The following is a 22,666-nucleotide window of genomic DNA, read 5'->3' as shown; positions in this document are numbered from 1 at the left end:
GCTGCCATGGCACATGCCAAACGCTGGCTGTTCCTGATCCACCGCTGGCTGGGGGTGCTGCTGTGCGCCTTCTTTGCCATGTGGTTCGTCTCGGGCGTGGTGATGATGTACGTGGGCTACCCCAAGCTCACGCCCGCCGAGCGGCTGGAGCACCTGCCGCCCCTGCGCACGGCCCCGGTGGCGCTCGGCCCCGCGCAGGCGCTGGCCGCCGCCGGACTGGACGGCCCGCTGCAGGACCTGCGCCTGGCCGTGGCCAGCGCGGGCCGCCCGGTGTACCTGGCCACGCCCGCGCAAGACGCCCCGGCGGCAGGCCGCAAGAACGCCAGGATGGCGCGCCCTGCCACCGTGGTCATCGACGCCGAAACCGGCGCCCGGCTGGCCGGCGTGGATACGGCGCACGCCCTGGCCAGCGCCGCCGCCTACGCGGGCGCAGGCGTTGCCCTGGCCTACGAGGGCCCGCTGGATGAAGACGCCTTCACCCACTCGCGCGCGCTCGACGCCCACCGCCCGCTGCACCGCGTGCGGCTGGACGACGCCGAAGGCACGCTGCTCTACATCTCCGGCACCACCGGCGAGGTGGTGCGCGATGCCCCGCGCACCGAACGCCTGTGGAACTACGCCGGCGCCTGGATCCACTGGCTCTACCCCCTGCGCGGCAATGCCTTCAATGCGTACTGGACGGATATCGTGAACGGGCTGTCCATCCTGGGTATCGCGGTGACGCTGCTGGGCACCGTGGTCGGGGTACTGCGTTGGCGCTTTGCCGGCAGGTACAAAAGCGGCAGGCGCTCGCCCTACCCCGGCGCCATGATGCGCTGGCACCACGCCACGGGCCTGCTGTTTGCAGCCATCACCTTCACCTGGATCTTCAGCGGCCTGATGTCGATGAACCCCTGGCGCCTTTTCGACAGTGGCGCCACACCTCTGCGGATGGCGGCGATGCAGGGCGGCCCCCTCCTGCTGCCAGCGCAGCCGGCTGGCGTGCCGGCCCTGCTGGCCGCCGCCCCGGCGAGCGTGCGCGAGCTGCGCTGGACGCGCACGGCAGGCCACACCCTGGTACAGGCCACGGCCCCGGGGGAGCCGGCCACACTGCTGGACGCCGCCACGGCCCGCCCCCACGCCTGGGCGCCGGGCGAGCTGGAAGCCGCCGTCGCCCGCCTGCTGCCCGACCCGGTGGTGCGCATCGACACCCTGCAGGCCTATGACACCCATTACTACGCCCGCGCCGAACACACCATGGGCGGCGGCGCCGACAAGCCCCTGCCGGTGCTGCGCGTGGTCTTCAGCGACGCGCAGGCCAGCTGGGTGCACGTGAACCCGCACACCGGCGCGGTGCTCGGCCGCACCGACAGCCACCGCCGCCTGCATCGCTGGCTGTTTGCCATGCTGCACAGTTGGGACTGGTTGCCGCTGCTCAGCCTGCGCCCGCTGTGGGATGGCGTGCTGATCGTGCTCAGTCTGGGTGGCGCCGTCATGAGCCTGACGGGTATCGTGATCGGCTGGCGGCGCGTGGCGCTCAAGCTGCGCGTGGCGCGCCCGCGCCGCCCCGGCATGGCGCCGCAGTGAGGCTCAGGCTTTTGCCCACTGGCCGCGCGCGCCCGGTATGGGCCGGTGCGGGCTCAGTGCGCGCGGCAGCGCCCCCGGCGCACGACGAAGACCAGCAAAAACAGCGCCATGGCGCTAAAGCACAGGAACGACCAGTTGGCAATCGAGCCGCCCAAAAACGACCAGTCCACCGCCGCACAATCGCCCGAGCCCCGGAAGATCATGGGAATGGCGCGGCTCAAGGGGTAGCTCTCGACCATGCCGAAGAAGTCGCGCCCGCAGCTGGCGAATTCGGGCGGGTACCACTGCAGCCAGCTCTGGCGCGCCGCCGTGAAGGCGCCAAAACCAGCCAGCAACAGGGCCAGGGTGGCCCAGGCGGTTTGCCAGCATTTTTTGGCCCCAAGGCTTGCCAGACCTGCGCAAGCAGCTACCAAAATAAGAGCATAACGCTGCACGATGCACATCGGGCAGGGTTCGAGCCCCTGCTGATACTGCAGGTACAGGCCAAAGGCCAGCAGGGCCAGGCAGATGGCGCACAGGGCGGCGAGCAGGCGGCGCGGGGAGGTGTCGATGTAATGCAGCACGGTCGTGAAAAGCAGCGAGGGGTTCATCAAATGCCCGCCGCCTGGTCAAGGAAGACATGGGCGCGCCGGGGGGTGAGTAGCAAAACCTCCCCTTCGGCAAACCCCATGTCCCGAAATTGCTGCGCCGGAATTTGCGCCTCAATCACTGGCTGCGGGCTGGCATTGTCGGCTGCTTTGGCATCCTCGCAGGCGATAAGTTCCAGCCGCGCAATCGGGCCGACGACGATGGCGCGATCGAGCCGCGCGACGATGCCCCCCTGCCCCGCTGCCGTGTGGGCGCTGTAGCGCGCCACGTCCAGGTCGTGCGGGCGCACGTAGGCAAAGGCGCTGGCGTTGTCGGCGCTGGCGTGCTCGGGGGCGGCAATTTGCAGGCCCTGCATGTGCAGCTGCCCCTCGTGGGCGCGGCCATGGAACAGGTTGACGTCACCCAAAAAGCCATACACGAACGGACTCGCCGGGCTGTCCCACACCTGCTGGGGCGTGCCTTCTTGCTCGATGCGGCCTTTATTGATGACGACCACGCGGTCGGCCACCTCCAGCGCTTCCTCCTGGTCGTGGGTGACGAAGATGCTGGTCACGTGCAGCTCATCGTGCAGGCGGCGCAGCCAGCGGCGCAATTCCTTTCTCACCTTGGCGTCGAGCGCGCCAAAGGGCTCGTCGAGCAGCAGCACCTGGGGCTCCACGGCCAGCGCCCGCGCCAGGGCAATGCGCTGGCGCTGCCCGCCCGAGAGCTGCGCCGGAAAGCGTTCGGCCACCCAGTCGAGCTGCACCATGGTGAGCAGCTGCATGACCTTGGCGCGGATCTGCGCCTCGCTCGCTCGCTCACGGCGCGGCTTCATACGCAGGCCAAAGGCGACGTTGTCGAACACCGTCATGTGCCGGAACAGCGCGTAGTGCTGAAAGACGAAACCCACGCCACGCTCGCGCACGTGCACGGCCGTCTGGTCCTGCCCGGCGAAGGCGATGCTGCCGGTGTCAGGGCTCTCCAGCCCGGCGATGATGCGCAGCAGCGTGGTCTTGCCGCAGCCAGACGGCCCGAGCAGCGCCACCAGTTCGCCCGAGGCGATGTCGAGGTTGACGCCCTGCAGTGCCTGAAATGCGCCAAAGCGCTTGCTGATATTGCGGATTTCTATGCTCATGGGGTGCTCTGGCGCAGCTGCTGCGCGCTGTGGTGTTCGGCCACGGTTTTGATCGCCAGCGTGACCAGCGCCAGCAGCGCCAACAGCGAGGCGGCGGCAAAGGCGGCGACGGATTGGTACTCGTTGTAGAGAATCTCCACGTGCAGCGGAATGGTGTTGGTCTGGCCCCGGATATGGCCCGAGACCACCGAGACGGCGCCAAACTCGCCCATGGCGCGGGCGTTGCACAGAATCACGCCGTACAAGAGGCCCCATTTGATGTTCGGCAGCGTCACATGCCAAAACGTCTGCCAGCCGCTGGCGCCCAGCACCGTGGCCGCCTGCTCCTCGTCCTGGCCCTGGGCCTGCATCAGCGGAATCAGCTCGCGCGCAATGAAGGGGAAGGTGACGAACACGGTGGCCAGCACAATCCCGGGCACGGCAAAAATGATTTTGATGTCGTGCGCCGCCAGCCAGGGGCCGAACCAGCCGTTGGCGCCAAACACCAGCACGTACATCAAGCCGGCGACCACGGGTGAGATGGAAAACGGCAGATCGATCAAGGTGATGAGAAACGCCTTGCCCCGGAACTCGAACTTGGCAATGCACCAGGCCGCCGCAACGCCAAACACCAAATTGAGTGGCACGCAAATCAGGGCTGTGAGCAGCGTCAGACGAATGGCCGACCAGGCATCGGGCTCGGCCAGGCCCGCCAGGTAGGCGCCCCAGCCCTGGCGCAGCGCCTCGGTGAACACGGCCGCCAGCGGCAGCAGCAAAAACAGCAGCAAAAATGCCAGCGCCAGGCCAATGAGCAGCCTGCGCACCCAGGGTGCTTCGGTGGTGCTCATGCCGACATCCCCGCATGGCGGCGCTGCCAGGCTTGCAGCGCGTTGATGACCAGCAGCATGGCAAACGAGAGCACCAGCATGACCACGGCCACCGCTGTGGCGCCAGCCACGTCGTACTGCTCGAGCTTGCCGATGATGATGAGCGGCGTGATCTCCGACACCATGGGCACGTTGCCGGCAATGAAAATCACCGAGCCGTATTCACCCAAGGCGCGTGCAAACGCCATGGCAAAACCCGTGAGCAGCGCCGGCGTGATGCCCGGCAGGATCACCTGGGTAAAAATTTGCCAGCGCGTCGCGCCCAGGCTGGTGGCGGCTTCTTCCAGCTCTTTTTCTGCGTCTTCGAGCACCGGCTGCACCGTACGCACGACGAACGGCAGGCCGATGAAGATGAGCGCCACCACCACCCCACCGGGCTGAAACGCCAGTTGAACGCCCATGGGCTCCAGATATTGCCCGACCCAGCCATTGCCCGCCAGCAGCGCCGTGAGCGAGATGCCGGCCACCGCCGTCGGCAGGGCAAAGGGCAGATCGACCAGGGCATCGACCACGCGCTTGCCGGGGAACGAATAGCGCACCAGAACCCAGGCGATGAGCAGGCCAAACACCAGGTTGACGCAGGCCGCCAGCAGCGAGGCCCCCAGGGAGAGCCGGTAGGCGGCGAGCACGCGCGGCGCCGTCACGGCCTCCCAGAACTGCGGCCAAGTCATGGAAAAGGTCTTGAGCAGCAGCGCCCCCAGGGGCACGAGCACGATCACGCTCAAGTAAAAAAGGGTGTAGCCCAGCGTCAGGCCAAAGCCGGGCAACACCCGCTGGCGGGCAGTGATCATGGCGCGCTTACTTGCCGGCCTGGTAGAGCTTGTCGAACTGGCCGCCGTCATTGAAGTGCACCTTCTGCGCCTCGGTCAGGCTGCCAAAGTACTTGGCGACGGTAAATTGCGCGATCGGCTTGAACTGCTCGGCGTGCTTTTTCAGCACGGCTTCGGAGCGCGGACGGATGGCGTGGCGCGCGGCAATCTCTTGCGCCTCGTCGGAGTAGAGGTAGTCCAGGTAGGCGCGGGCGAGCTCGCCCGAGCCCTTCTTGGCCACGGTGCGCTCGACCACGGCCACCGGGTTCTCGGCCGTGATGCTGACCGAGGGGTACACCGCATCGACCTTGCCCTGGCCGAATTCGCGCTCGACCGACACCACCTCGGACTCGAAGGTAATGAGCACGTCGCCAATATTGCGCTGCAAGAAGGTGGCCGTGGCATCGCGCCCGCCCTTGGCCAGCAGGGGCACGTTTTTGTACAGCTTGCCGACGAACTCGGCCGCCTGCGCATCGCTGCTGCCCTTCTCGCGCACGCTGCCCCAGGCGGCCAGGTAGGCATAACGGCCATTGCCGCCGGTCTTGGGGTTGACGACGATGACCTTCACGTCAGGGCGTACCAGGTCGCTCCAGTCCTTGATATTTTTCGGATTGCCGTGGCGCACCAGGAACAACATGGTCGAGGTCGTGGGGGCGGCATTGTGCGGGAATTTTTGCGCCCAGTCCTTGGCGACGACGCCGTTATCGGCCAGGAACTGCACGTCGGTGGTGGTATTGAACGTCACCACGTCGGCAGCCAGGCCATCATTGACGGCACGCGCCTGGGCGCTGGAGCCGGCGTGCGACTGGTCCACCTTCACTTCCACGCCCTTGGCCTTTTTGTAGTGGGCGACAAAGGCTGCGTTGTAGTCCTTGTAGAACTCCCGCGCTACGTCGTACGAGACGTTGAGCAGCTGATTTTGCGCAAAAGCCGTACCGCCGAGGGTAAGGGCCAGGGCAGCGGTCAGGGACTTGAGGGTGGATGCGTTCATGGGCGGTGTCACCTTGCAAAGCGGAGGGAAGTCGCGATTGTCCAAAGGCACGCATTCAACGCAAACGAATATATTTTTGTTTGTTAATCAGGATATGGCATATAGAAGCCTGTATCTGGGTTTGCATCAGGGCTTTTCCTGCCGCCCCTGCCAGTGGTTGCAGCCTGGCATGGCCTCGCCCAGAAAATCCAGAAAATGCCGCACTGCTGGCGCCAGCCCCCGGCGCGAGGGGAAAACAGCGTGCACGATACCCCCGGGCGGCGCCCAGTCGGGCAGGAGCTGCTCCAGGGTGCCGCGCCGGATTTCTTCGTGACACATGTAGTCAGGCAGCCAGCACCAGCCGGTGCCGGCCAGGGCGGCAAATTTGAGCGTGAGCAGGTCGTCGGCCACGTAGCGCGGCTTGCAGTGCACGGTGTGCACCTGGCCCTGGGCGTTGTGCAGCAGGCAGCTGGTGCGCCCATCGACGGCAGTCATGGCAATGCAGTCCATGCGCGCGAGCTCATCGAGCGTGCGCGGTCGCCCCTGGCGTGCCAGCAAGGCTGGGCTGGCAACGAATACCTGCTGCGCACTATCGAGGCGCTTGACGACCATGCTGGCGCTGTCTTCGAGCGTGGCGCGCACGCGCAGGGCAACGTCGATGCCCTCCTCCACCAGGTTCACGGCGCGGTTGCTGACCTGCATTTCCAGGCGCACCTCGGGGTAGCGCGCCAAAAAATCCGGGATCAGCTCGCCCAACACGGTTTGCGCCAGCGTCACCGGGCAACTCACGCGCACCGTGCCGCGTGGCGCCTCCTGCACCTGCGCCACCAGCTCGGCCGCCGCCTGCGCCGATTCGCGCATCGCCTGGCAATGGCGCAAATACGCCTCGCCCACCTCGGTCAGCGCCAGGCTGCGCGTGGTGCGCTGCAACAGCCGCAGGCCCAGGCGCGCCTCCAGCTCGGCCACGCGGCGCGAGAGGCGCGATTTTGGAACGCCCAGCGCCCGCCCGGCAGCGGCAAAGCCGCCGCGCTCGGCCACCTCGGCGAAAAACAGCATGTCGTTGAAGTCTTGCATGGTGGGGTATTGTTCTACAAACAGGACAATCTATTGCAACACCGCTGTCTTATCAATGTTTTTGATTCAATGGACAATCGCTGCACTGCAACAAAAACACCTACACCTTTCAGGAGCCCTTCATGCAACTGCTGCACATTGATTCCGCCATCACCGGCACCCAGTCCATCTCGCGCGAACTGACGGCGCACATCGTTGCCGCCTGGCAGGCGCAGCACGCCAACACCCAGGTGCAGTACCTGGACCTGGCGCAAGACGCCCCGGCCCACTTCACCATGGACGCCATGGCCCCGCGCACCGGCCAGACCGAGGGCCTGAGCGCGGCGCAGCAGCAGGAAAACGCTGTCTCCGAGCGCCTGGTGCAGCAATTTCTGGGCGCTGACGTGATCGTCATTGGTGCGCCGCTGTACAACTTCAGCATCCCGACGCAGCTCAAAGCCTGGATCGACCGCATCGCCCAACCCGGGCGCACCTTCCGCTACACCGCCAACGGCCCCGAAGGGCTGGCCAAAGGCAAGACGGTGATCGTGGCGTCGAGCCGGGGCGGTATTTACTCCACCAGCGAAGCGGGCCGCGCCCTGGAGCACCAGGAAAGCTATTTGCAGACCGTGATGGGCTTTTTCGGCATCACCGATGTGCGCTTTGTGCGCGCCGAAGGCGTGGCCATGGACAAGGAAAAGGCCCTGGGCAACGCACGCCAAAATCTGGCCGAGCTGCTGCACGGCCCGGCAGCCAACCAGGAACGCGTCAGCGCCGCAGCCTGAGCCCGGCAACTTGCGGTTGCAGCGGTTAAGCTCGCACCCTGGCGGCCCAACCCCGGGCTGCCAGGCAGGCCCTACCCCGGCCTTTTTTGCGATCTGCAGCGCCCCACCCCCGGCGCCGCTCCCCTGAGAAAACACCGCACATGACACACTGGAACCTGGCCGCGCGCGCGGCAAAAATGAATCCCTCGGTGATCCGCGAGATCCTCAAAGTCACCGAAAAGCCCGGCATCATCAGCCTGGCTGGCGGCCTGCCTTCACCCAAGACCTTCCCCGTCGATGCCTTTGCCAGCGCCTGCGCAGCAGTGCTGGCGCACGACGGCGCAGCCGCCCTGCAATACGCCGCCAGCGAAGGCTACGCCCCCTTGCGCGCAGCCATTGCCGCGCACCTGCCCTGGGACGTGGACCCGGCCCAAGTGCTCATCACCACCGGCTCGCAGCAGGGCCTGGACCTGGTGGCCAAGGTGCTGATCGACGAGGGCAGCCGCGTGCTGGTTGAAACCCCCACCTACCTCGGTGCGCTACAGGCCTTCACGCCCATGCAACCCCAGGTGGTGAGCGTGGACAGCGACGAACAAGGCGTGAACATTGACGACCTGAGCGCCAAAACCGGCAGCGGCGCCGATAAAGCCCGTTTCTTGTACGTGCTGCCCAATTTTCAGAACCCCACCGGCCGCACCATGAGCGAGGCGCGCCGCGCCGCCCTGGTGCAGCAAGCGGCCACCCTGGGCCTGCCACTGGTGGAAGACAACCCCTATGGCGACCTGTGGTTCGACAGCCCGCCACCGGCGCCGCTGACGGCACGCAACCCCGAAGGCTGCATCTATTTGGGCAGCTTCTCCAAGGTGCTGGCGCCGGGCCTGCGCCTGGGCTATATCGTGGCGCCCCAGGCCGTGTACCCCAAGCTGCTGCAGGCCAAGCAGGCAGCGGACCTGCACAGCCCCGGCTTCAACCAGCGCATGGTGGCCGAGGTGCTCAAAGACGGCTTTCTTGACCGCCACGTGCCCACCATCCGCGCGCTGTACAAGCAGCAGCGCGACGCCATGCTCGCCGCCCTGGAGCGCGAAATGGCGGGCCTGGGCGTGCACTGGAACAGCCCGCAGGGCGGCATGTTTTTGTGGCTGCGCCTGCCCGAGGGGCTGGACGCCACGGCCCTGCTGGCCGAGGCCGTGCAGCGCAACGTGGCCTACGTGCCCGGCGCCGCCTTCTACGCCGAGCACGCCGACCCGCGCACGCTGCGCTTGTCCTTCGTCACGGCCAGCAGTGCGCAGATCGACACCGGCATTGCCGCACTTGCCGCCACGGTGCGCGCTGCCATTGCGGGTTAAAAATGCCTCTAAGGCGCTCCAGGCAAGCGCAAGCAGCTATAAAAATAATAGCTGAATAATTGCTGCACCCAAGACTTTGGGTGCGGCTCAGCGGTGCGAGAGCCTGCGCACCGCCCAATCGCCCAGGCTTTGGATCAGCTGCACGAAGACGATCAGGATCAGCACCACGGCCAGCATCACGTCGGGCAAAAAGCGCTGGTAGCCATAGCGAATGCCCAGGTCGCCCAGACCGCCGCCGCCCACGGCGCCAGCCATGGCGGAGTAGCCCGTGAGGCTGACGAAGCTGATCGTCAGGCCGGCGACGATGCCCGGCAGGGCCTCGGGCAGCAGCACTTTCCAGACGATTTGCCAGGTGCTCGCGCCCATGGACTGCGCCGCCTCGATCAAGCCTGCATCGACTTCGCGCAGCGCCGTCTCCACCAGGCGTGCCACGAAAGGCGCAGCCGCCAGCGTCAGCGGCACGATGGCCGCCCAGGTGCCGATGGAGGTGCCCACCAGCAGGCGCGTGAACGGGATGATGGCCACCAGCAAGATGATGAAAGGCGTCGAGCGCGCCGCGTTGACGATGCCGCCCACCAGCTGGTTCAGCGGCAGGTTTTGCAGCACCCCGCCCTTGTCGGTCAGGCGCAAAAACACCCCCAGCGGAATGCCCGCCAGGCCGCTGAGCAGGCCCGAGACACCGACCATCACGATGGTCTCCCACAGCGAGGTCGCCAGCAGCTCCAGCATCATTTCCGAAAAATTTTCAAACATTGCCCTGCCCTCAGTCTTGAACATCGACCGTGCGCACGGTCACCCCCTGCGCACGCAGGTAGTCGATGGCTGCGCCAATGCGCGCCATGGGGCCGCTGGCGTACACGGCCAGCGAGCCAAAGGTTTGCTCCTGAATTTCGTCGATCTGCCCGTGCAGGATCGACAAATCCAGCCCCAGCTCGCGGATCAGGTGCGAGAGGATGGGCTCGTACGCCTGCTCGCCGGCGTACGCCAGGCGCAGCAATTGGCCGCTGTGGCCGGGCGCGAGCTGCTGCGCCAGGCGGCGCACGCGGGTGAGCACGCTCGCGGGCAGCTCCTGCGGCACGATCTCGTCGATCAGGCTCTTGGTGATGGCCTCGCGCGGCTGGGTAAACACATCGACCACCGGGCCCTGCTCGACGATGCGCCCGGCCTCCATCACCGCCACGCGGTCGGCAATTTGCTTGACGACCTGCATCTGGTGCGTGATTAAAACCACCGTCAGCCCCAGCTCGCGGTTGACCTGGCGCAGCAGATCGAGGATGGAGCGCGTCGTCTCCGGATCGAGCGCACTCGTGGCCTCGTCCGAGAGCAGCACCTTGGGATGGCTGGCCAGGGCGCGCGCAATGCCCACGCGCTGCTTTTGCCCGCCCGAAATCTGCGCCGGATAGCGCCCCGCCAGGTGCGACAGGCCCACCAGTTCAAGCAGCGGCCCCACACGCTCGCGGATGGCGGCGGCGCTCATGCCGGCGAGCTCCAGCGGCAGCGCAGCGTTGTCCCACACCGTGCGCGAAGACAGCAGGTTGAAATGCTGGAACACCATGCCGATGTCGCGCCGCGCCGCGCGCAGCTGCGCTTCGGGCAGCGCCGTCAGCTCACGCCCACCCACCCAGACCTGACCGCGCGTGGGGCGGTTGAGCAAGTTGATGACGCGCACCAGAGAGCTTTTACCCGCGCCCGAGCGCCCGATGATGCCGAACACCTCGCCCGGCTCAATTTTCAAATCAACGCCGCGCAACGCCTCGAACGGGCCTTGTGGGCCCTGATAAATCTGGGTGATACCCCGTAGGTCAATCATGGTGCCAATGCAAAACGCCACCGCCCGGCGCTGGCCTTGCGGTGGCGACAAGAAGAATAAGGGGCAGCGCGCAGCAGCCAAGGGGAAAGCATCCAACCTGCGCGCATGAACAGGGCGAAAAATATACCTCAACTGCCATAACCCCACGCAGCCTTTCCTCCTGCGCCGGGCAGCAGTTATCGGGATGCGGGACAATCGCGCCCTGCCTCCCGCCCTGATACCTGTGAATGCGCACCCCTGAACCGCCCTACCCGCGCCTGTCCGTCGCCCCCATGCTCGACTGGACGGCGTCTTAAAAAATCATAGACAAATCAACGTGTTGCAACTATTCGTTTGGAGTCGTTGCATTTTCGTTGCACTGAATGTGCAGAAAAGCGCTTGAGTTCGGGGCCGAGTTGCACTTTCCAAAAGGTCGTCAGCGCCTGAAGCGTCGGCGGGGATGCCAGTCCAGCGTGCTCAAGGATGACTTGACTGTACGGCTGATATCCGTATGATACGAGGCCTGTACTAGGAGAACCGACATGGGCGCGCTCGCACTCAAAGATGCTCGCATGGAGCTCAAGACCACCAAGGAAGCCAAGGAGCTGCTGAGCAAGGCCGCCGTCCTGGGCGGCATGGACCTGTCGTCCTTCATGCTGTCGACCGCCATGGAAAAGGCGCGTGCGATCCTGCTCGACCACACCTCCATCCAGCTCTCGGTGCAGGGGCAGGCGCAGTTGGCCAGCGTGCTGCAGACGCCGGTTGCTCCGACCGAGGCCATGAAGGAACTGCGCCGCACGCCCCGCTTGAAAGTGCGTGAATGAGCTTTTTCATCACTCGCTTCGATCCTGGGGCGAAGTATGAGGGCTACAACCAGTTCGATTGCCGGCACGCCGTCATCAACAAGTTTGTCAAGGACTCGCTCAGGAAGCAGGTCAAACAAGGTCTGAGCGTGGCCTACGTGCTACTGGAGGACGATGGGACCACGCAGCGATTCGCCGGCTTCTTCACGATCGCCAGCCACACCATTGCGCTGTCGGCGCTGGGTACCCTGCAGCGTGGCGGGCTCCCCAAAGCTATTCCCTGTGTCCGCTTGATCATGCTGGGGGTTCACCATGCCGACGCAGGCCAGGGGCTTGGCTTGCAGCTCATGAACCATGCGCTGGACATCGTGAAAGTCGGGGCGCAGAACATCGGGAGTTACGGCCTGTACCTGGATGCCGACGCGGGAGCGTTCGGTTTCTATCAGAAGCTGGGCTTTGTGCCGCTGGAGGGCGACAAGAGCCCCGCGCCGTCGCCCATGTTCTTGCCCATGTCGGCGATTCCCTGAGTGAGGCTGACTACAGGGCATCGTTCTCTTGATTGCCAGCCGCGAGCTTGGACATTCGTCGGGTCAAACCGAGGCCATTTAACCAAGAAAACAGGTGCATGGGTTACCTGACTGCACTGAGAGCCGAGATCGCTACGCCGGGCAAGGGCATTCTGGACGCCTACCTGCTGCCATTCGTGGGCGAGAGCCAGGAACACCAAGCTTGGGGCGGCATGATCGGTGGACTGCCGGGCCTCGACGGCAATGGGGTGGATGACGCCGTCGCAGGCAACTTCGAGGACGCGGAAGTTTCCGCGCAGCACCGCGAATTCGAGCGGCAGCGCGGATACCGTATTGAGCCCGTAACTGACGACGGCGCCGGATCGGTATAGCTAGTACGGTCTCCGCCGAATAGAGCACCGATCGGGATCTCTGGCGCTGAGCGCTTAGAGGATCCCGGTCGTCTTCAGAGCTTCCAGCAAGTTGTTGCTGATTGTCGTGATCGACTCCATAGCGGGCAGTGATGCCAGCAGCGGGGCTAGGATCGCACGCTTGGGCTTTCCGGAAGCAATCTGTGACTCGATCTCATCGACCACTTCCACGGCTGAGGTCCGTTGCTCCTCGGAGAGCGACGCCCTTTGAACCTCTTCTCGTAGTTCACGGATGCAGTTCATCACCGTGCTGTTAATCGTCACTGAGTTGACCGAGTTGTCCACCGACTGGTGGTTCACTCGAGCATTGTTTCCGTTGATGTGATAAGTGATCTGTGTAGGCAGGTGCGCAGTGCCGCCTTCGACGCTGCCCGCGGACGCCGCCCCTTCCGATTGCTCAATAGCCATCACATAGTCCTTGTAGTCGCGGGCGAAGGGGATTAGCAACTGACGGGTCAGGCTATGCAGTTCGCCAGTGAGGTTGCGCCCAACCGTGTAATAGGTGTGCGCGAAATTCAACAAGCCCTGCGGTTCACGCGCAAACTTCTGAACCAACAAGAACCGCAGGCCGAGCACCTGATCCGCGCTCTCAGGCCAAGCGAGACGGGCCGAACCGACCATGCTGCCCTGCGACCGGGAACTGACTTCCAGAAACTGGTCAACATCGAGGTTGGCGGTCAGCTGTTCGTTCAGGGCTTGGAGAGATGAATCCGTAAAGAGTCGGGCATAGGTCAGGAAGTGCTGCTCGAAGGTCTGCGACGTTGCCGCTTGCATGTCAAACAAGGCGTTGTTAATCCGCTTGAACAGGACATCTCTATTCACCATCTGACGCATCTCCCTTCAACCGTGCCTCAGCTGCCTTCTCGATCACAGCAGTCCTGAACGACTGCTTCATTTGGACCATCAGTGGCCCGACGATTGAGTTGTTGGCGTACTTGCCCAGTCGCTCGTCGACCAACCGCTCGGACTCGGCGATCGCAGCTTCGACGCTCCCAGGATCCTCTGGATTGAAGGACAAGGTGCCGAGCTCGCCGTTGACAGCCTCAAGTGCTCGCTGCGCCTCGGACAAGGTTTTCTGCAGATCGTCCAGGCCTTTTAGAAACGCCATATTCGATTCCTCCCAACTCGTCTGGCTTGGCGCGCTGTGGCGTAAGACAGAGAAAAACACACAACGAGGTCGAGTGTAAATGCGGAGTCGATCCCCCTCTCGCCTGCACTTGGCAGATGGTCGTCATCCGTCTGAATTTGCGAAGGCCATATTGCTCATCAGTCTGGTCGAGCGCGCGGAGCGCCCCCCCCCACGCCCGTTCACACCTGGCATCGCTTCCACGTCTCTTCAGCCTGTTCCCTGGCCTTGTCGATCAGTTTCGCCAGATCGCCGACATGGATGACGTAAGGCGCCTTCTGAGACTTGTTGAGCCGGAACACGGGAAGAGGCAACTCGCCCTGTGCCGCTTGCCGCATCGCCTCCTGCCGGCTGAGCCCGAGGTAGTCGACGCAGATGCGATCCAGCGACACGGTGGGGCCATCGAAGACGGCCATGAGTGCGAACGCGGTGTTCACAGTGCCACCTCCGGCAGCGCTGCGTTCATCAGCGTGAAGGTGACGGCAGCGCGTGCGAACAGCTTTTCCTGGTGGTCAGGGTCGCCTCCTTCGCGCGCCTTTTCGTCGAGCAGCAGAAGTTGTCCGTGGAACTGTGCGATCAGGTTGAACTGCGCTTCGTTTTGGTGGTCGACGCCACCGGCTGCGTGGTCGAGCAGTTGGGTCAACGTCCACTCGAGACGGCGCTCCACCTCATCTTGAAGGTTTTCAGCGCGTGTTTTCTCCGGCGTGCAGAAACCTTGGCGAGGAGACGCTGGCTCCGGGTTGTCGCGCGATTTGCCGACGTGGAACTGTGCTGCGGCGAGGGTACGGCTGGTGGCGCCGACGGACTTTTGGCAATCGTGCATGGTGATCCAGGGTTCGAATTCCCCGAGGGGAAAAGAACCGGGTCACCGTTCGTCGCAACTTCGCGCGCCTGGTCCCCCTACCCAGAATTAGGGGACACGAACCGGATCTATCGATGTCCGACCGTCCACTGCCCCGGGAGATCTTGTTCGCCGGGCTCCGTCATGGATCAGGGGGCTACCCCTGATGTCGTCAGTGCACTAGTGAAGTCCCGTTACTGCCTGCTGCGATCCGTGCACCCACATTGCCGCGTCAGACTCTTTTTCGCTCAGGGACGTTGCCAGTATCTGGATACACCGCACCGCAGGTCAAGAAATGCGCGTTTCTGCGAAATCGGAGCTGATGTATTTTTGCAACGCGCACCGGAGGGCTGAATGGACCGTCGTCGAAAGTCGCGGCGGCGCTGAGTCGATGTATGGCGCCCTGATTGGATTCAGCTCCAAAAATAGCTCCATAGGCGAATTTTCATGCGAATATCAAGCGTGCGATCTAGGTGTTGATTGAATTTTGTGCTATTTTTATTTTATGAGTGAAAATTCAAGGCATCAGCTAATCAAGCGGTTGCAGACCGAGCTTCCCCGAGGAGCGCCGTTCGATCTGGCCACGCTGGCAACGCTGGGCGTGTCGCCTCAGCTCGCCGCGCGCTATGCGGAGGGCGGCTGGCTGGTTCGCCTGGCGCAGGGCGTCTACGCCTTTCCCAATGACGACTACGGGGTGTATGGGGCGCTGAAGTTCCTGCAGCAGCGCGTGCCCGGCATGCATGTCGGCGGCAAGAGCGCATTGGCAGTGCAGGGCGTGCGGCACAACCTGGGTAGCCGCGACACCTTGGTGCTGTGGGGCGAGGCTCGCTACACCACGCCCGAGTGGTTCACCTCGCGCTTCCCGGCGCGCTACGTCCACACACGCCTGTTCGACTGGCCGGACGCCTCGCTGGACAGCAAGACGCTGGGCACGCCACCCGGCCTGCCTGATGGCTTGCGGGTGTCGTTTCCCGAGCGCGCTGTGCTGGAGCTGCTGTACGACGCTGGCACGAAGCAGAGCCTGGAAGAGGCCCGCAACGTTTTCGATGGCCTGCGCTCGCCGCGCAAGGAGCTGCTGGGCCAACTGCTGTCCTGCTGCACCAGCGTCAAGGCCGTGCGGCTGTTCCTCACCTGGGCGCGCGAAACCGGGGTGGTGGATGTGGATGATCTGGTGGCGCGGCATCCGTTGCGCACCGGCAGTGACAAGCGCTGGATGAGCCGGCTCGCCGATGGCACCCTTCTGAGCCTGAAACCCCATGGATAAAAACTACGCCGACACCGTCCGCCTGTTGCTGTCCGTTGCCCCAGAGGTCTTCGCCAACGACATCTTCGCAATGAAGGGCGGCACGGCGATCAACCTGTTCGTGCAGGACATGCCTCGCCTGTCGGTCGACATCGATGTGGTGTTTCGCCCCTGGGACGTGCCACGCGACGCAGCACTGGCCGCGATCAATGACGAGCTGGCCGCCATCGCGCAGCGGGTCGGCCCGCTGGGCCTGCAGACCCGTCTGATCCGCAGCAAGGATCTGGCCGATACCAAGCTGATCGTCGAGAACGACACCAGCCAGGTCAAGATCGAAGTGAACGTCGTCTTCCGTGGCACGGTGCTGCCGGTGGAGCGCAAACCGCTGAGCGCCAGGACCAGCGATCTCTTCGGTGTCGAATTCGATGCGCCCATCCTCGCGCACGACGAGTTGTACGCGGGCAAGCTGGTGGCCGCCCTGGACCGGCAGCACCCGCGCGACCTGTTCGACGTCTGGCAGCTCTTCGAAGCCGGCGGCCTTACTGACGGCATGGTCGAGTGTTTCGTTCTCTACCTGGCCGGCCACAACCGGCCACCGCACGAAGTGCTGTTTGGCAATGACAAAGACATCGCGGCCGAGTACGAGCGTGCCTTCGTCGGCATGACCGAGGTGCACTGCCCGTTGGAGACACTGCTGGAGGTTCGGGCCCAGTTGCGCCAGGCACTGCCTGGCCGGCTGACCCAGGCCCACCGGCAATTTCTCAGCGGGCTGGTGCGCGCAGCGCCGGATTGGTCTCTCGTGCACTGCCAGCATGCCGCCCAACTGCCAGCCCTGCGGTGGAAGCTGACCAACCTGGACGCCTTCCGCAAGCGGCGCCCCGCAGACTTCGCGGCACAGGCTGATGCGCTCGACGCCGGACTTGGACGAACCTCGCCGCCTCCTCGCTGAGGGCTTGGCTCTCCGCCACGTCAAGCGGTGCTTCAGTCGGCCCGCCGAGGCGGGCCATCAGCGCGAATGTGGTGTCAGACTGCCTTCGCAATCATGGCGACGGCCACGTTGGCTTCGGCCACGGTGATGCCATGTGCTTTCATCGTGTTCTTCAGCACGAGCAGCTTCTGCCGTGGCGTCATCGTCAGTTGCTGGCGGCCGATTTGGCGTGGCCACGCCTTGGTCCGGTAGGCACGCACCAATGTCCAGGCGGACGCTTTGCGCTCCAGCTGAACAGCGGTGCCGAGCCGGGCGTACTTGTACGCCGTGCAGCTCGGCCCGCTTGGCGTCACATGCAGCATTGCGCCGGCGCGGTAGCTTGCGGCGATGCCGGCGTTCTCCAGTCTTCGCTCCGCTGCGCCAGCGAAATGCAGCAGGTCATCAGCGCAGAGGATGTCTGCGTGGGCGCTCCCTTGAATGCGCGCCAGCGCTTCGGACAGGCTCTCCGCGTTCTCTTTGCAGATGGCAATGGAAAAGAGCTCCGAATTGCCGCCCGTTGCTGCGGTTTGAGTGGTTTTCTTCGTCAAAATAACTCCAGTAATTGATCGACGAAGGCAATTTCAAATGACAACGGGGACAAAAGTTCGGAACGAAAAACAGCCACCAAGCCGCGGCGTTCCGAAAAAAGTCGCGCTCGCAAAAGGGCAGGCCAGCCCGAAGCCCGTCGCCCCGGTGAAGCGGACTCTCAGCACCTCGTACGGTGTGCATGTCGATCGCGAGCGACAACTGGCGGTCTTCACCGATTTCTGGTTCGTAGCAGTCAGGTACCAGATCCTCAAAGGCCTGTCCGACAACGGTATCGCATCCGTTCTCGGGGTCAGCGACAAGACGGTTGGCAATTGGCGCGATTGCATCGTCGCCTCCGGAGCGATCAAGGAACTCATTGGCCTCATCGACGGTCTGCCCAGGAACCTGCAATCCCGAAACAGCCAGAAGGTCAAAGAGTCGCTGCAGGCAAGGCTTGGCGCGCTGACCAAAAATTCGCCGACGATCGCCGCAACGAGGGCCTCACGACTGCCCAGCGAGACAACCTTCAGAGATGCGGTTCGACACGCCACGCCCGAGGTTCTGACCAGTCTCGTCATGGACCTTGATGCCAGGGACTCACGCTTCGCAGGAGCGAACACCGCGAGCGGCAGGACCAAGTCAACGGCGCAGCATCTGGCTGACGAGCTGATCGACCTGTATGAGGTCGAGGACGGCCTGGACGTCCCCATGTTCCGAAATGAGCTGGAGTCGCGATTGGCGAAGGTGAGCCAGATCGCGGCACGTCTGTCGCTGCACCAGGTGCTTGGCATGTTCGACCTGTTTCAGGATGAGGACGACGCACTTGCCGCAGATCTGGCTGTGGTGGTCAAGGAAGCCAAGGACGAAGCGCGGTCGTATGTCAGCAAGCTCTTCCGCCGGATGGAGATCGACAATCAGTTCAGTGAGCGCGCATCATTTCTCGCCCGGCTTTCCGCCGAAGAACCACTGCATCGGCCGAAGGCGGCATACAACCGCGAAGACCCCTTCCATCCCGTGAATTTTGCCGAGGCGAAGAAGGCTCAGTTAAACAGGCTTGAGCGTCTGATCGACGACCACGCGAAAAACACGCGCGTCGACCTCACGCCTTGAAATTCGGAACGGGCACAAACCAGCCCTGATTTTCGTTCCGAAAAAATTTGAGGCACCACCCGCACATTTGATTCAGGCGGCGACCCCCCGGTCGCTTTTCTTGAACTTTCAAATGTGAGGTGTTCGTGCAGAAACTCAAAGCAGTCGACAACCACCGCGTGCCCAGGGCGGGCATCGCGCCCCAGCCGTTGGTTCCGGCAGAGATCAACCTGGAGACCTTCCCCTGGGCGCCTGTGCGCTTGGCCTTCCTCTCTGGGCATCCTCTGGCGCTGACTCAGCAGGCCGAGCCCTTCAGGGCATTGGTGCTGCTCATCGCTCAAGCATGGCGCCAGCAGCCCGCCATGACGGTACCCGATGACGACATCCAACTGGCCTCGATGACCGGGTTCGGCCGCGACATCGAGGCCTGGCTCGATGTGCGCGATCCGGTCCTGCAAGGCTGGACCCTGTGTTCCGATGGCCGCTGGCATCACCCCGAACTGGCGACCTGGGCTCAGCAATCCTGGGATGCCAAGAAGAGCGATGAGCGGTTCCGTGCCAAGCAAAGCATGCGCGCGCGTTCGCGCAGGTCCGGTGCGAATCAGGATGCCGACGAATCCGATGTTGCAGACCACGGCTCAGCCGCGGCTCAGCCATATAGGAGAGAACAGGACACATATAAGACCGTAGATGAACAGGATCAAAAAGAAGAGGAATCTTGCTCCGACGCATTCCCTCCTGCTTCCACTGCCGATAGTTCCTTGCCCAGCAGTGCCACGGAAACGGGCACAAAGGAAGACTTCCAACAGGTCAGCGAAGCCGATGCGGTGGTCCAGATCTTTGAGCACTGGAAACAGCGTACAGGTCGTCCCGGAGAAAAGCTGACGGCATCCCGCACCAGCATCGTGAAGGCCAGATTGGCCGAAGGCTTCAGTCCGTCACAGATCTGCCGCGCGATCGACAACGCCGCTGACAGCGACTTCTATCAGGGACGTACTGCAAAACAGCCGCAGCGGATCGACACGCTCGACGTGATCTGCAAGGATTCAGACCGCATCCTGCGCCTCGGCAGCACGGCCAATGTGCGGAGCCGGTCCGGCCAACTGAAACCGGCTACCCGCAGCACGGCGGGGCACTTCGAAGCCATCCTGGGTCACCAGCACGCGGAGATCACCGACGTCGGCATGCTCCCGGCTTCGCAACCGGAAGGGGATGCAGCATGACGCCACAAGTATCCCGTGCATCGGGTGCCGTCGTGCGGGTCGTCGGCGAGTGCCTGTGCCTGGTCGCCGAACGGACAGGCAAGGATTTCGGTCAACTGGAAGCCACTGAGTGGTGCGCGGCCTTCGCGGACTGCGATCCCATCGAGTTGCGCCAGGCGTTCGACAACTTCGCCTTGAACTCGCCTTTTGCACCCAGCATGGCCGCGATCTACCAGGAGCTGTACCGCCTGCGCTTTGGCGGCATCTCGGGCGCCTGGCTGATGGTGCAGCAGGCTGCCAAAGAGTGTTCGTGCCGCGATTTCCTCATCGTGTTCGAACACCCCGCGATCCACTTTGCCGTCGATGTCATCGGCGGGTGGTTCAAGACCACTCAGTGGGTCCGGGACATCGAGCGCGTTGGCTTTGCCCGGCGCGACTTCATGAAGGCCTTCGAGGACTACCGCCCTTCGGTCCGCTATCCGGCCGGACTGGGTGGCTTCAACGGCCGCAATGCCGTGCTCATCGGCCACCAAGGACGGGCGCTGGAGGTGTACCGGCGCGGCATCAAGCAGGGGCACGGCTCCTTTCCCGGCATCGAAGTGCTGAAGCCGCAGGTCGAGCTTCGCTTTGGGGAAGCCTTGGAGGTGTGGCCCGAACGGCTGGGCGAGGAGCACATGGCCGAGCCGCCCGGGCCGCCAATCCATGTGCCTCCGCCTTGGTGGGGGGACACAAGTATCCCTGTCCCGCCCATCGCCAGCCCACGTGATAACGCCGCGTAACGCCATAACACCTGATAACGCCGTAACACCCGATAACGCCACTGTTATCCAACACCGTACACAGAAAGAATGACCATGACCGAAATCACTTACAGCACCGTCGCGGCCGCAGCCGAATCTATCGAACAGGAAGGACATGAACCCGGCGTGCGTTCGGTCCGGGACAAGCTGGGCGGCGGTTCCCACACGACCATCAATCCCTTCCTGCGGAAATGGAAGGAGGCTCGTGCCGCGCGCGATGAAAGCAGTATCGACATTGACCCAGCGGTCAGCGACTTGTGGCGGGCCCAGGTTGCAAAAGCCATGGCGCAGGCATCGCGCAAGGCGGAGTTGCGCGCCAAGGAGGCGGAGGACGCCTTCGACGAACTGGCAAAGCAGATGGCCGAGACCCAAGCCCAGCTCAACGCCAGCAATGCCTCTCTGGCCACGACGCAGGCGCAACTGCTGCAGCACCAGGGCCTATTGCAGGCAAACGAGCGGGAAATGGATGCGCTGAAGGCGCGGACGGCTGCGACGGTCGCCGAGGCCGACCAGCGTGCCGAGCGTGAACGTGCGCAGGCGGAAGCCGTGCGCCAGGAACTGGTGCGCGCATCCCTGCGGCTGGAGCAGGTGCCAGACCTTCAGGCGGCATTGGACCAATCCCGGCAACTGCTGAAGGCCAGCCATGACGACGTCGCGCGCGCCCAGCTTTCAGAGGCGGTCGCTACTTCTCACGCCGACGCGCAGAAGCAGCGCGCCAACGAAACCGCAGCTCGCGAATCCCGGCTTGGTCAGCAGCTACAGCGCCTGCAGGAGGCGCGGGAAAAGGCCTTGGAGGCGGATCGGGCATCGCAGAAGGAAATTCTGCGGCTGTCCACCATGATGTCGGCTCTTGACGCACGCTGCGCCGTGCAGGGCGCGGAGATCGACCGGTTGCGCGATGCCCAGAAGGATATCGGCGACTCCCGTGACGCCGCAGCGACATTGACCTCACCGCAATACGACTAGCGTCGCGACGTGATCCGAGGAGGCTCAGCGGGATCGTGCCTGCCGCGCTTCCTGCTCCGCGATCACCTTGCCCAGCTCATTGGGCGTCCGGGGCTTGTAGAGCTTGATGCCCAGCTTCTCGAACTCCTGCTCGCAGGTGGGCACGCGGCCGGGCTCCGCTGGCTCGCAGCGCTTAGCTTGGATCTCCGTGCATGGCGTGTTCATCAGCCTCACATTGATGCCGCCAGAGGCCGATGCTGTGATGGACAGTTGATCAGGTTTGCCCCAGCCGGCTGTGGGATTCTGGATCCACTTGAGTCCGTCAGATCGAAATTCGCTCACGGCGCCACTCGGGCGGATGACGCCCGCAAACATTCCGTTTGGAAACATGGCCTCAACAGGCCGATCGCCGAAACTGAACTCGGCAGTTTTCAGACCGTCCCGGAAGGGGCCATAGGGGCGAACATCCACGATCGCCGCCACGCGCTGGCCTGGCTGACAGCTGTAGACGCCGGCGAATCGCCCTTCGACGGGGTGTGCGCCGACGACCTTTTGTTTGCACCGCCGCTCGATCTCCTGCGGGTTGCCCAGCGTGATCAGCGAGGTGCCCGCCGCGCACAGGTTGTAGTCCATCCGTGCGCCGAAGCCGGCTTGCCAGGTGCTTGTTGACGAGAAGAGCCCGGGGTGCCCAGAGCCGAAGGTTTGCCCAAGCGCAAGGCCGATGAACCCGATCACGACCAGACCAGCCAGGACGGGGGCGAGGCTGAATGCCAGGGCCAGCACGGGCAGCGCGAGGGATCCCCCGATCCAGGCCCAGGCCAGAGTGACCACCGCTAGCGCCATCATGCCCATCCACCCAGGCTGCCCGATGCCGCCCACGAGGGCGGGCAGCACGCCTGCGCCGATGACGCCCCCGATGAGGCCGGCGATGACGATGACGAACACCATGACCGCGTTCGGAGAAGCGCTGCTCAACACCGCCGTGCTGACTGCATCAGCTGCGCCGAGTGCGCCTTCGCCGCCTGTGCTGCGCACGGCCCCAGAGAAGACAGGCGCACGCATGCGCGGGTGGGCCCAGTCAAGCCGCAGTTTGACTGTGCGGCGGACCCAGAAGGCCAGCGCGACGGACGCTGCGGCGTAGGCGATGAGAAGAATGGATGCGATCACGGACGAGCTCCCACAGTGGTTGAACAAGTGGCGAGCGAGGCGAGCTATCTGGCTGAAGTGAGCTGCGGAACGTCCCGAACCGATCCGTTGACTTGCGGATCCGTATCTTTCTGTGCGGCTGCCGCTGCGCGGGCCTCGAGATCACGCTGAGTC

The 22,666-nt window shown here is 64.1% G+C and carries 26 protein-coding genes; 12 read left to right on the top strand and 14 right to left on the bottom strand.

The window, feature by feature from the left end; translation table 11 throughout:
• The first annotated feature begins 6 nt into the window (after window positions 1–6).
• Window positions 7–1,566: a PepSY domain-containing protein gene (locus G7045_RS06345; protein ID WP_166158832.1), complete on the top strand. Its 1,560-nt coding sequence runs from the start codon at window positions 7–9 to the stop codon at window positions 1,564–1,566.
• A 53-nt stretch (window positions 1,567–1,619) separates the two neighbouring features.
• Here the strand turns inward: G7045_RS06345 and G7045_RS06340 are convergent, their stop codons facing one another.
• From G7045_RS06340 to G7045_RS06315, 6 genes are all read right to left on the bottom strand, one after another.
• Window positions 1,620–2,156, bottom strand: coding sequence for a disulfide bond formation protein B (locus G7045_RS06340; RefSeq protein ID WP_166158830.1), 537 nt, complete (start codon window positions 2,154–2,156; stop codon window positions 1,620–1,622).
• On the bottom strand, window positions 2,156–3,268 hold the full coding sequence (locus G7045_RS06335) for a sulfate/molybdate ABC transporter ATP-binding protein (RefSeq protein ID WP_166158828.1): 1,113 nt from the start codon (window positions 3,266–3,268) through the stop codon (window positions 2,156–2,158). The genes G7045_RS06340 and G7045_RS06335 overlap by 1 nt, the downstream gene beginning before the upstream one ends.
• On the bottom strand, window positions 3,265–4,095 hold the full coding sequence (gene cysW / locus G7045_RS06330) for a sulfate ABC transporter permease subunit CysW (RefSeq protein WP_166158826.1): 831 nt from the start codon (window positions 4,093–4,095) through the stop codon (window positions 3,265–3,267). Before cysW ends, G7045_RS06335 begins: the two co-directional genes overlap by 4 nt.
• Window positions 4,092–4,925, bottom strand: a complete 834-nt coding sequence (cysT, locus tag G7045_RS06325; RefSeq protein ID WP_240919287.1) for a sulfate ABC transporter permease subunit CysT — start codon at window positions 4,923–4,925, stop codon at window positions 4,092–4,094. Before cysT ends, cysW begins: the two co-directional genes overlap by 4 nt.
• Window positions 4,926–4,932: 7 nt before the next feature.
• The gene (locus tag G7045_RS06320) at window positions 4,933–5,934 is read right to left on the bottom strand and encodes a sulfate ABC transporter substrate-binding protein (protein WP_166158822.1); all 1,002 of its coding nucleotides are present in this window, start codon (window positions 5,932–5,934) and stop codon (window positions 4,933–4,935) included.
• 126 nt (window positions 5,935–6,060) lie between these two features.
• The gene (locus tag G7045_RS06315; RefSeq protein ID WP_166158820.1) at window positions 6,061–6,987 is read right to left on the bottom strand and encodes a LysR family transcriptional regulator; all 927 of its coding nucleotides are present in this window, start codon (window positions 6,985–6,987) and stop codon (window positions 6,061–6,063) included.
• 122 nt (window positions 6,988–7,109) lie between these two features.
• Here G7045_RS06315 and G7045_RS06310 point away from each other — a divergent pair, with 122 nt between their 5' ends.
• Together G7045_RS06310 and G7045_RS06305 are read left to right on the top strand one after the other, a co-directional pair.
• Window positions 7,110–7,751, top strand: a complete 642-nt coding sequence (locus G7045_RS06310) for an FMN-dependent NADH-azoreductase (protein ID WP_166158818.1) — start codon at window positions 7,110–7,112, stop codon at window positions 7,749–7,751.
• A gap of 140 nt (window positions 7,752–7,891) precedes the next feature.
• Window positions 7,892–9,076, top strand: coding sequence for a PLP-dependent aminotransferase family protein (locus G7045_RS06305; protein WP_166158816.1), 1,185 nt, complete (start codon window positions 7,892–7,894; stop codon window positions 9,074–9,076).
• A gap of 87 nt (window positions 9,077–9,163) precedes the next feature.
• On the opposite strand, the gene G7045_RS06300 is transcribed toward G7045_RS06305, so the two are convergent.
• Together G7045_RS06300 and G7045_RS06295 are read right to left on the bottom strand one after the other, a co-directional pair.
• Window positions 9,164–9,829, bottom strand: coding sequence for a methionine ABC transporter permease (locus G7045_RS06300; RefSeq protein WP_166158814.1), 666 nt, complete (start codon window positions 9,827–9,829; stop codon window positions 9,164–9,166).
• A gap of 10 nt (window positions 9,830–9,839) precedes the next feature.
• Window positions 9,840–10,886 (bottom strand): methionine ABC transporter ATP-binding protein, encoded by a 1,047-nt coding sequence (locus G7045_RS06295; protein WP_166158812.1) that lies wholly within the window; start codon window positions 10,884–10,886, stop codon window positions 9,840–9,842.
• A 521-nt stretch (window positions 10,887–11,407) separates the two neighbouring features.
• Between G7045_RS06295 and G7045_RS06290 the strand changes: the two genes are divergently transcribed.
• The 3 genes from G7045_RS06290 to G7045_RS06280 all read left to right on the top strand — a co-directional run bounded on the left by G7045_RS06290 (window position 11,408) and on the right by G7045_RS06280 (window position 12,566).
• Window positions 11,408–11,689: a DUF1778 domain-containing protein gene (locus G7045_RS06290; RefSeq protein ID WP_166158810.1), complete on the top strand. Its 282-nt coding sequence runs from the start codon at window positions 11,408–11,410 to the stop codon at window positions 11,687–11,689.
• Window positions 11,686–12,195, top strand: a complete 510-nt coding sequence (locus G7045_RS06285; RefSeq protein ID WP_166158808.1) for a GNAT family N-acetyltransferase — start codon at window positions 11,686–11,688, stop codon at window positions 12,193–12,195. Before G7045_RS06290 ends, G7045_RS06285 begins: the two co-directional genes overlap by 4 nt.
• A gap of 98 nt (window positions 12,196–12,293) precedes the next feature.
• Window positions 12,294–12,566, top strand: a complete 273-nt coding sequence (locus G7045_RS06280; RefSeq protein ID WP_166158806.1) for a hypothetical protein — start codon at window positions 12,294–12,296, stop codon at window positions 12,564–12,566.
• 54 nt (window positions 12,567–12,620) lie between these two features.
• Here the strand turns inward: G7045_RS06280 and G7045_RS06275 are convergent, their stop codons facing one another.
• The 4 genes from G7045_RS06275 to G7045_RS06260 all read right to left on the bottom strand — a co-directional run bounded on the left by G7045_RS06275 (window position 12,621) and on the right by G7045_RS06260 (window position 14,554).
• Window positions 12,621–13,430: a hypothetical protein gene (locus tag G7045_RS06275; protein ID WP_166158804.1), complete on the bottom strand. Its 810-nt coding sequence runs from the start codon at window positions 13,428–13,430 to the stop codon at window positions 12,621–12,623.
• Window positions 13,420–13,713: a hypothetical protein gene (locus G7045_RS06270; protein ID WP_166158802.1), complete on the bottom strand. Its 294-nt coding sequence runs from the start codon at window positions 13,711–13,713 to the stop codon at window positions 13,420–13,422. The genes G7045_RS06275 and G7045_RS06270 overlap by 11 nt, the downstream gene beginning before the upstream one ends.
• 200 nt (window positions 13,714–13,913) lie before the next feature.
• The gene (locus G7045_RS06265) at window positions 13,914–14,168 is read right to left on the bottom strand and encodes a pyocin activator PrtN family protein (RefSeq protein ID WP_205737214.1); all 255 of its coding nucleotides are present in this window, start codon (window positions 14,166–14,168) and stop codon (window positions 13,914–13,916) included.
• Window positions 14,165–14,554: a hypothetical protein gene (locus G7045_RS06260; protein ID WP_166158800.1), complete on the bottom strand. Its 390-nt coding sequence runs from the start codon at window positions 14,552–14,554 to the stop codon at window positions 14,165–14,167. Before G7045_RS06260 ends, G7045_RS06265 begins: the two co-directional genes overlap by 4 nt.
• 523 nt (window positions 14,555–15,077) lie before the next feature.
• On the opposite strand from G7045_RS06260, the gene G7045_RS06255 reads away from it, so the two are divergent.
• Window positions 15,078–15,836 carry a type IV toxin-antitoxin system AbiEi family antitoxin domain-containing protein gene (locus G7045_RS06255; protein WP_166158798.1) on the top strand — a complete coding sequence of 253 codons (759 nt, stop codon included), beginning with the start codon at window positions 15,078–15,080 and terminating at the stop codon, window positions 15,834–15,836.
• A complete protein-coding gene (locus tag G7045_RS06250) occupies window positions 15,829–16,764 on the top strand; it encodes a nucleotidyl transferase AbiEii/AbiGii toxin family protein (RefSeq protein WP_166158796.1) in 936 nt (311 codons plus the stop codon). Before G7045_RS06255 ends, G7045_RS06250 begins: the two co-directional genes overlap by 8 nt.
• 74 nt (window positions 16,765–16,838) lie before the next feature.
• Here the strand turns inward: G7045_RS06250 and G7045_RS06245 are convergent, their stop codons facing one another.
• Window positions 16,839–17,330, bottom strand: coding sequence for a hypothetical protein (locus tag G7045_RS06245; protein WP_166158794.1), 492 nt, complete (start codon window positions 17,328–17,330; stop codon window positions 16,839–16,841).
• A gap of 37 nt (window positions 17,331–17,367) precedes the next feature.
• On the opposite strand from G7045_RS06245, the gene G7045_RS06240 reads away from it, so the two are divergent.
• The 4 genes from G7045_RS06240 to G7045_RS06225 all read left to right on the top strand — a co-directional run bounded on the left by G7045_RS06240 (window position 17,368) and on the right by G7045_RS06225 (window position 21,367).
• Window positions 17,368–18,420, top strand: a complete 1,053-nt coding sequence (locus G7045_RS06240) for a hypothetical protein (protein ID WP_166158792.1) — start codon at window positions 17,368–17,370, stop codon at window positions 18,418–18,420.
• 125 nt (window positions 18,421–18,545) lie between these two features.
• Complete coding sequence (locus tag G7045_RS06235; protein WP_166158790.1) at window positions 18,546–19,622, top strand: hypothetical protein; 1,077 nt, start codon at window positions 18,546–18,548, stop codon at window positions 19,620–19,622.
• The gene (locus tag G7045_RS06230; RefSeq protein WP_166158788.1) at window positions 19,619–20,380 is read left to right on the top strand and encodes a hypothetical protein; all 762 of its coding nucleotides are present in this window, start codon (window positions 19,619–19,621) and stop codon (window positions 20,378–20,380) included. The genes G7045_RS06235 and G7045_RS06230 overlap by 4 nt, the downstream gene beginning before the upstream one ends.
• Window positions 20,381–20,455: 75 nt before the next feature.
• A complete protein-coding gene (locus G7045_RS06225; protein WP_166158786.1) occupies window positions 20,456–21,367 on the top strand; it encodes a DNA-binding protein in 912 nt (303 codons plus the stop codon).
• A 24-nt stretch (window positions 21,368–21,391) separates the two neighbouring features.
• Here the strand turns inward: G7045_RS06225 and G7045_RS06220 are convergent, their stop codons facing one another.
• Window positions 21,392–22,513 carry a hypothetical protein gene (locus G7045_RS06220; protein ID WP_166158784.1) on the bottom strand — a complete coding sequence of 374 codons (1,122 nt, stop codon included), beginning with the start codon at window positions 22,511–22,513 and terminating at the stop codon, window positions 21,392–21,394.
• Window positions 22,514–22,666: the final 153 nt, after the last annotated feature.

The organism is Acidovorax sp. HDW3 (assembly GCF_011303755.1).
GTDB lineage: Bacteria > Pseudomonadota > Gammaproteobacteria > Burkholderiales > Burkholderiaceae_C > Paenacidovorax.
The sequence above is the reverse complement of the archived record's forward strand: the minus strand, read 5'-3'. Positions and strand labels throughout refer to the sequence as shown.

Coding starts and splice junctions, on each gene's coding strand:
- G7045_RS06295 (WP_166158812.1), bottom strand. CDS start 10,886: ATGATTGACCTACGGGGTATCACCCAGATTTATCAGGGCCCACAAGGC.
- G7045_RS06275 (WP_166158804.1), bottom strand. CDS start 13,430: ATGGTGAATAGAGATGTCCTGTTCAAGCGGATTAACAACGCCTTGTTT.
- cysT (WP_240919287.1), bottom strand. CDS start 4,925: ATGATCACTGCCCGCCAGCGGGTGTTGCCCGGCTTTGGCCTGACGCTG.
- G7045_RS06310 (WP_166158818.1), top strand. CDS start 7,110: ATGCAACTGCTGCACATTGATTCCGCCATCACCGGCACCCAGTCCATC.
- G7045_RS06320 (WP_166158822.1), bottom strand. CDS start 5,934: ATGAACGCATCCACCCTCAAGTCCCTGACCGCTGCCCTGGCCCTTACC.
- G7045_RS06300 (WP_166158814.1), bottom strand. CDS start 9,829: ATGTTTGAAAATTTTTCGGAAATGATGCTGGAGCTGCTGGCGACCTCG.
- cysW (WP_166158826.1), bottom strand. CDS start 4,095: ATGAGCACCACCGAAGCACCCTGGGTGCGCAGGCTGCTCATTGGCCTG.
- G7045_RS06335 (WP_166158828.1), bottom strand. CDS start 3,268: ATGAGCATAGAAATCCGCAATATCAGCAAGCGCTTTGGCGCATTTCAG.
- G7045_RS06280 (WP_166158806.1), top strand. CDS start 12,294: ATGGGTTACCTGACTGCACTGAGAGCCGAGATCGCTACGCCGGGCAAG.
- G7045_RS06305 (WP_166158816.1), top strand. CDS start 7,892: ATGACACACTGGAACCTGGCCGCGCGCGCGGCAAAAATGAATCCCTCG.
- G7045_RS06340 (WP_166158830.1), bottom strand. CDS start 2,156: ATGAACCCCTCGCTGCTTTTCACGACCGTGCTGCATTACATCGACACC.
- G7045_RS06230 (WP_166158788.1), top strand. CDS start 19,619: ATGACGCCACAAGTATCCCGTGCATCGGGTGCCGTCGTGCGGGTCGTC.
- G7045_RS06240 (WP_166158792.1), top strand. CDS start 17,368: ATGACAACGGGGACAAAAGTTCGGAACGAAAAACAGCCACCAAGCCGC.
- G7045_RS06260 (WP_166158800.1), bottom strand. CDS start 14,554: ATGCACGATTGCCAAAAGTCCGTCGGCGCCACCAGCCGTACCCTCGCC.
- G7045_RS06225 (WP_166158786.1), top strand. CDS start 20,456: ATGACCGAAATCACTTACAGCACCGTCGCGGCCGCAGCCGAATCTATC.
- G7045_RS06315 (WP_166158820.1), bottom strand. CDS start 6,987: ATGCAAGACTTCAACGACATGCTGTTTTTCGCCGAGGTGGCCGAGCGC.
- G7045_RS06290 (WP_166158810.1), top strand. CDS start 11,408: ATGGGCGCGCTCGCACTCAAAGATGCTCGCATGGAGCTCAAGACCACC.
- G7045_RS06270 (WP_166158802.1), bottom strand. CDS start 13,713: ATGGCGTTTCTAAAAGGCCTGGACGATCTGCAGAAAACCTTGTCCGAG.
- G7045_RS06255 (WP_166158798.1), top strand. CDS start 15,078: ATGAGTGAAAATTCAAGGCATCAGCTAATCAAGCGGTTGCAGACCGAG.
- G7045_RS06285 (WP_166158808.1), top strand. CDS start 11,686: ATGAGCTTTTTCATCACTCGCTTCGATCCTGGGGCGAAGTATGAGGGC.
- G7045_RS06250 (WP_166158796.1), top strand. CDS start 15,829: ATGGATAAAAACTACGCCGACACCGTCCGCCTGTTGCTGTCCGTTGCC.
- G7045_RS06345 (WP_166158832.1), top strand. CDS start 7: ATGGCACATGCCAAACGCTGGCTGTTCCTGATCCACCGCTGGCTGGGG.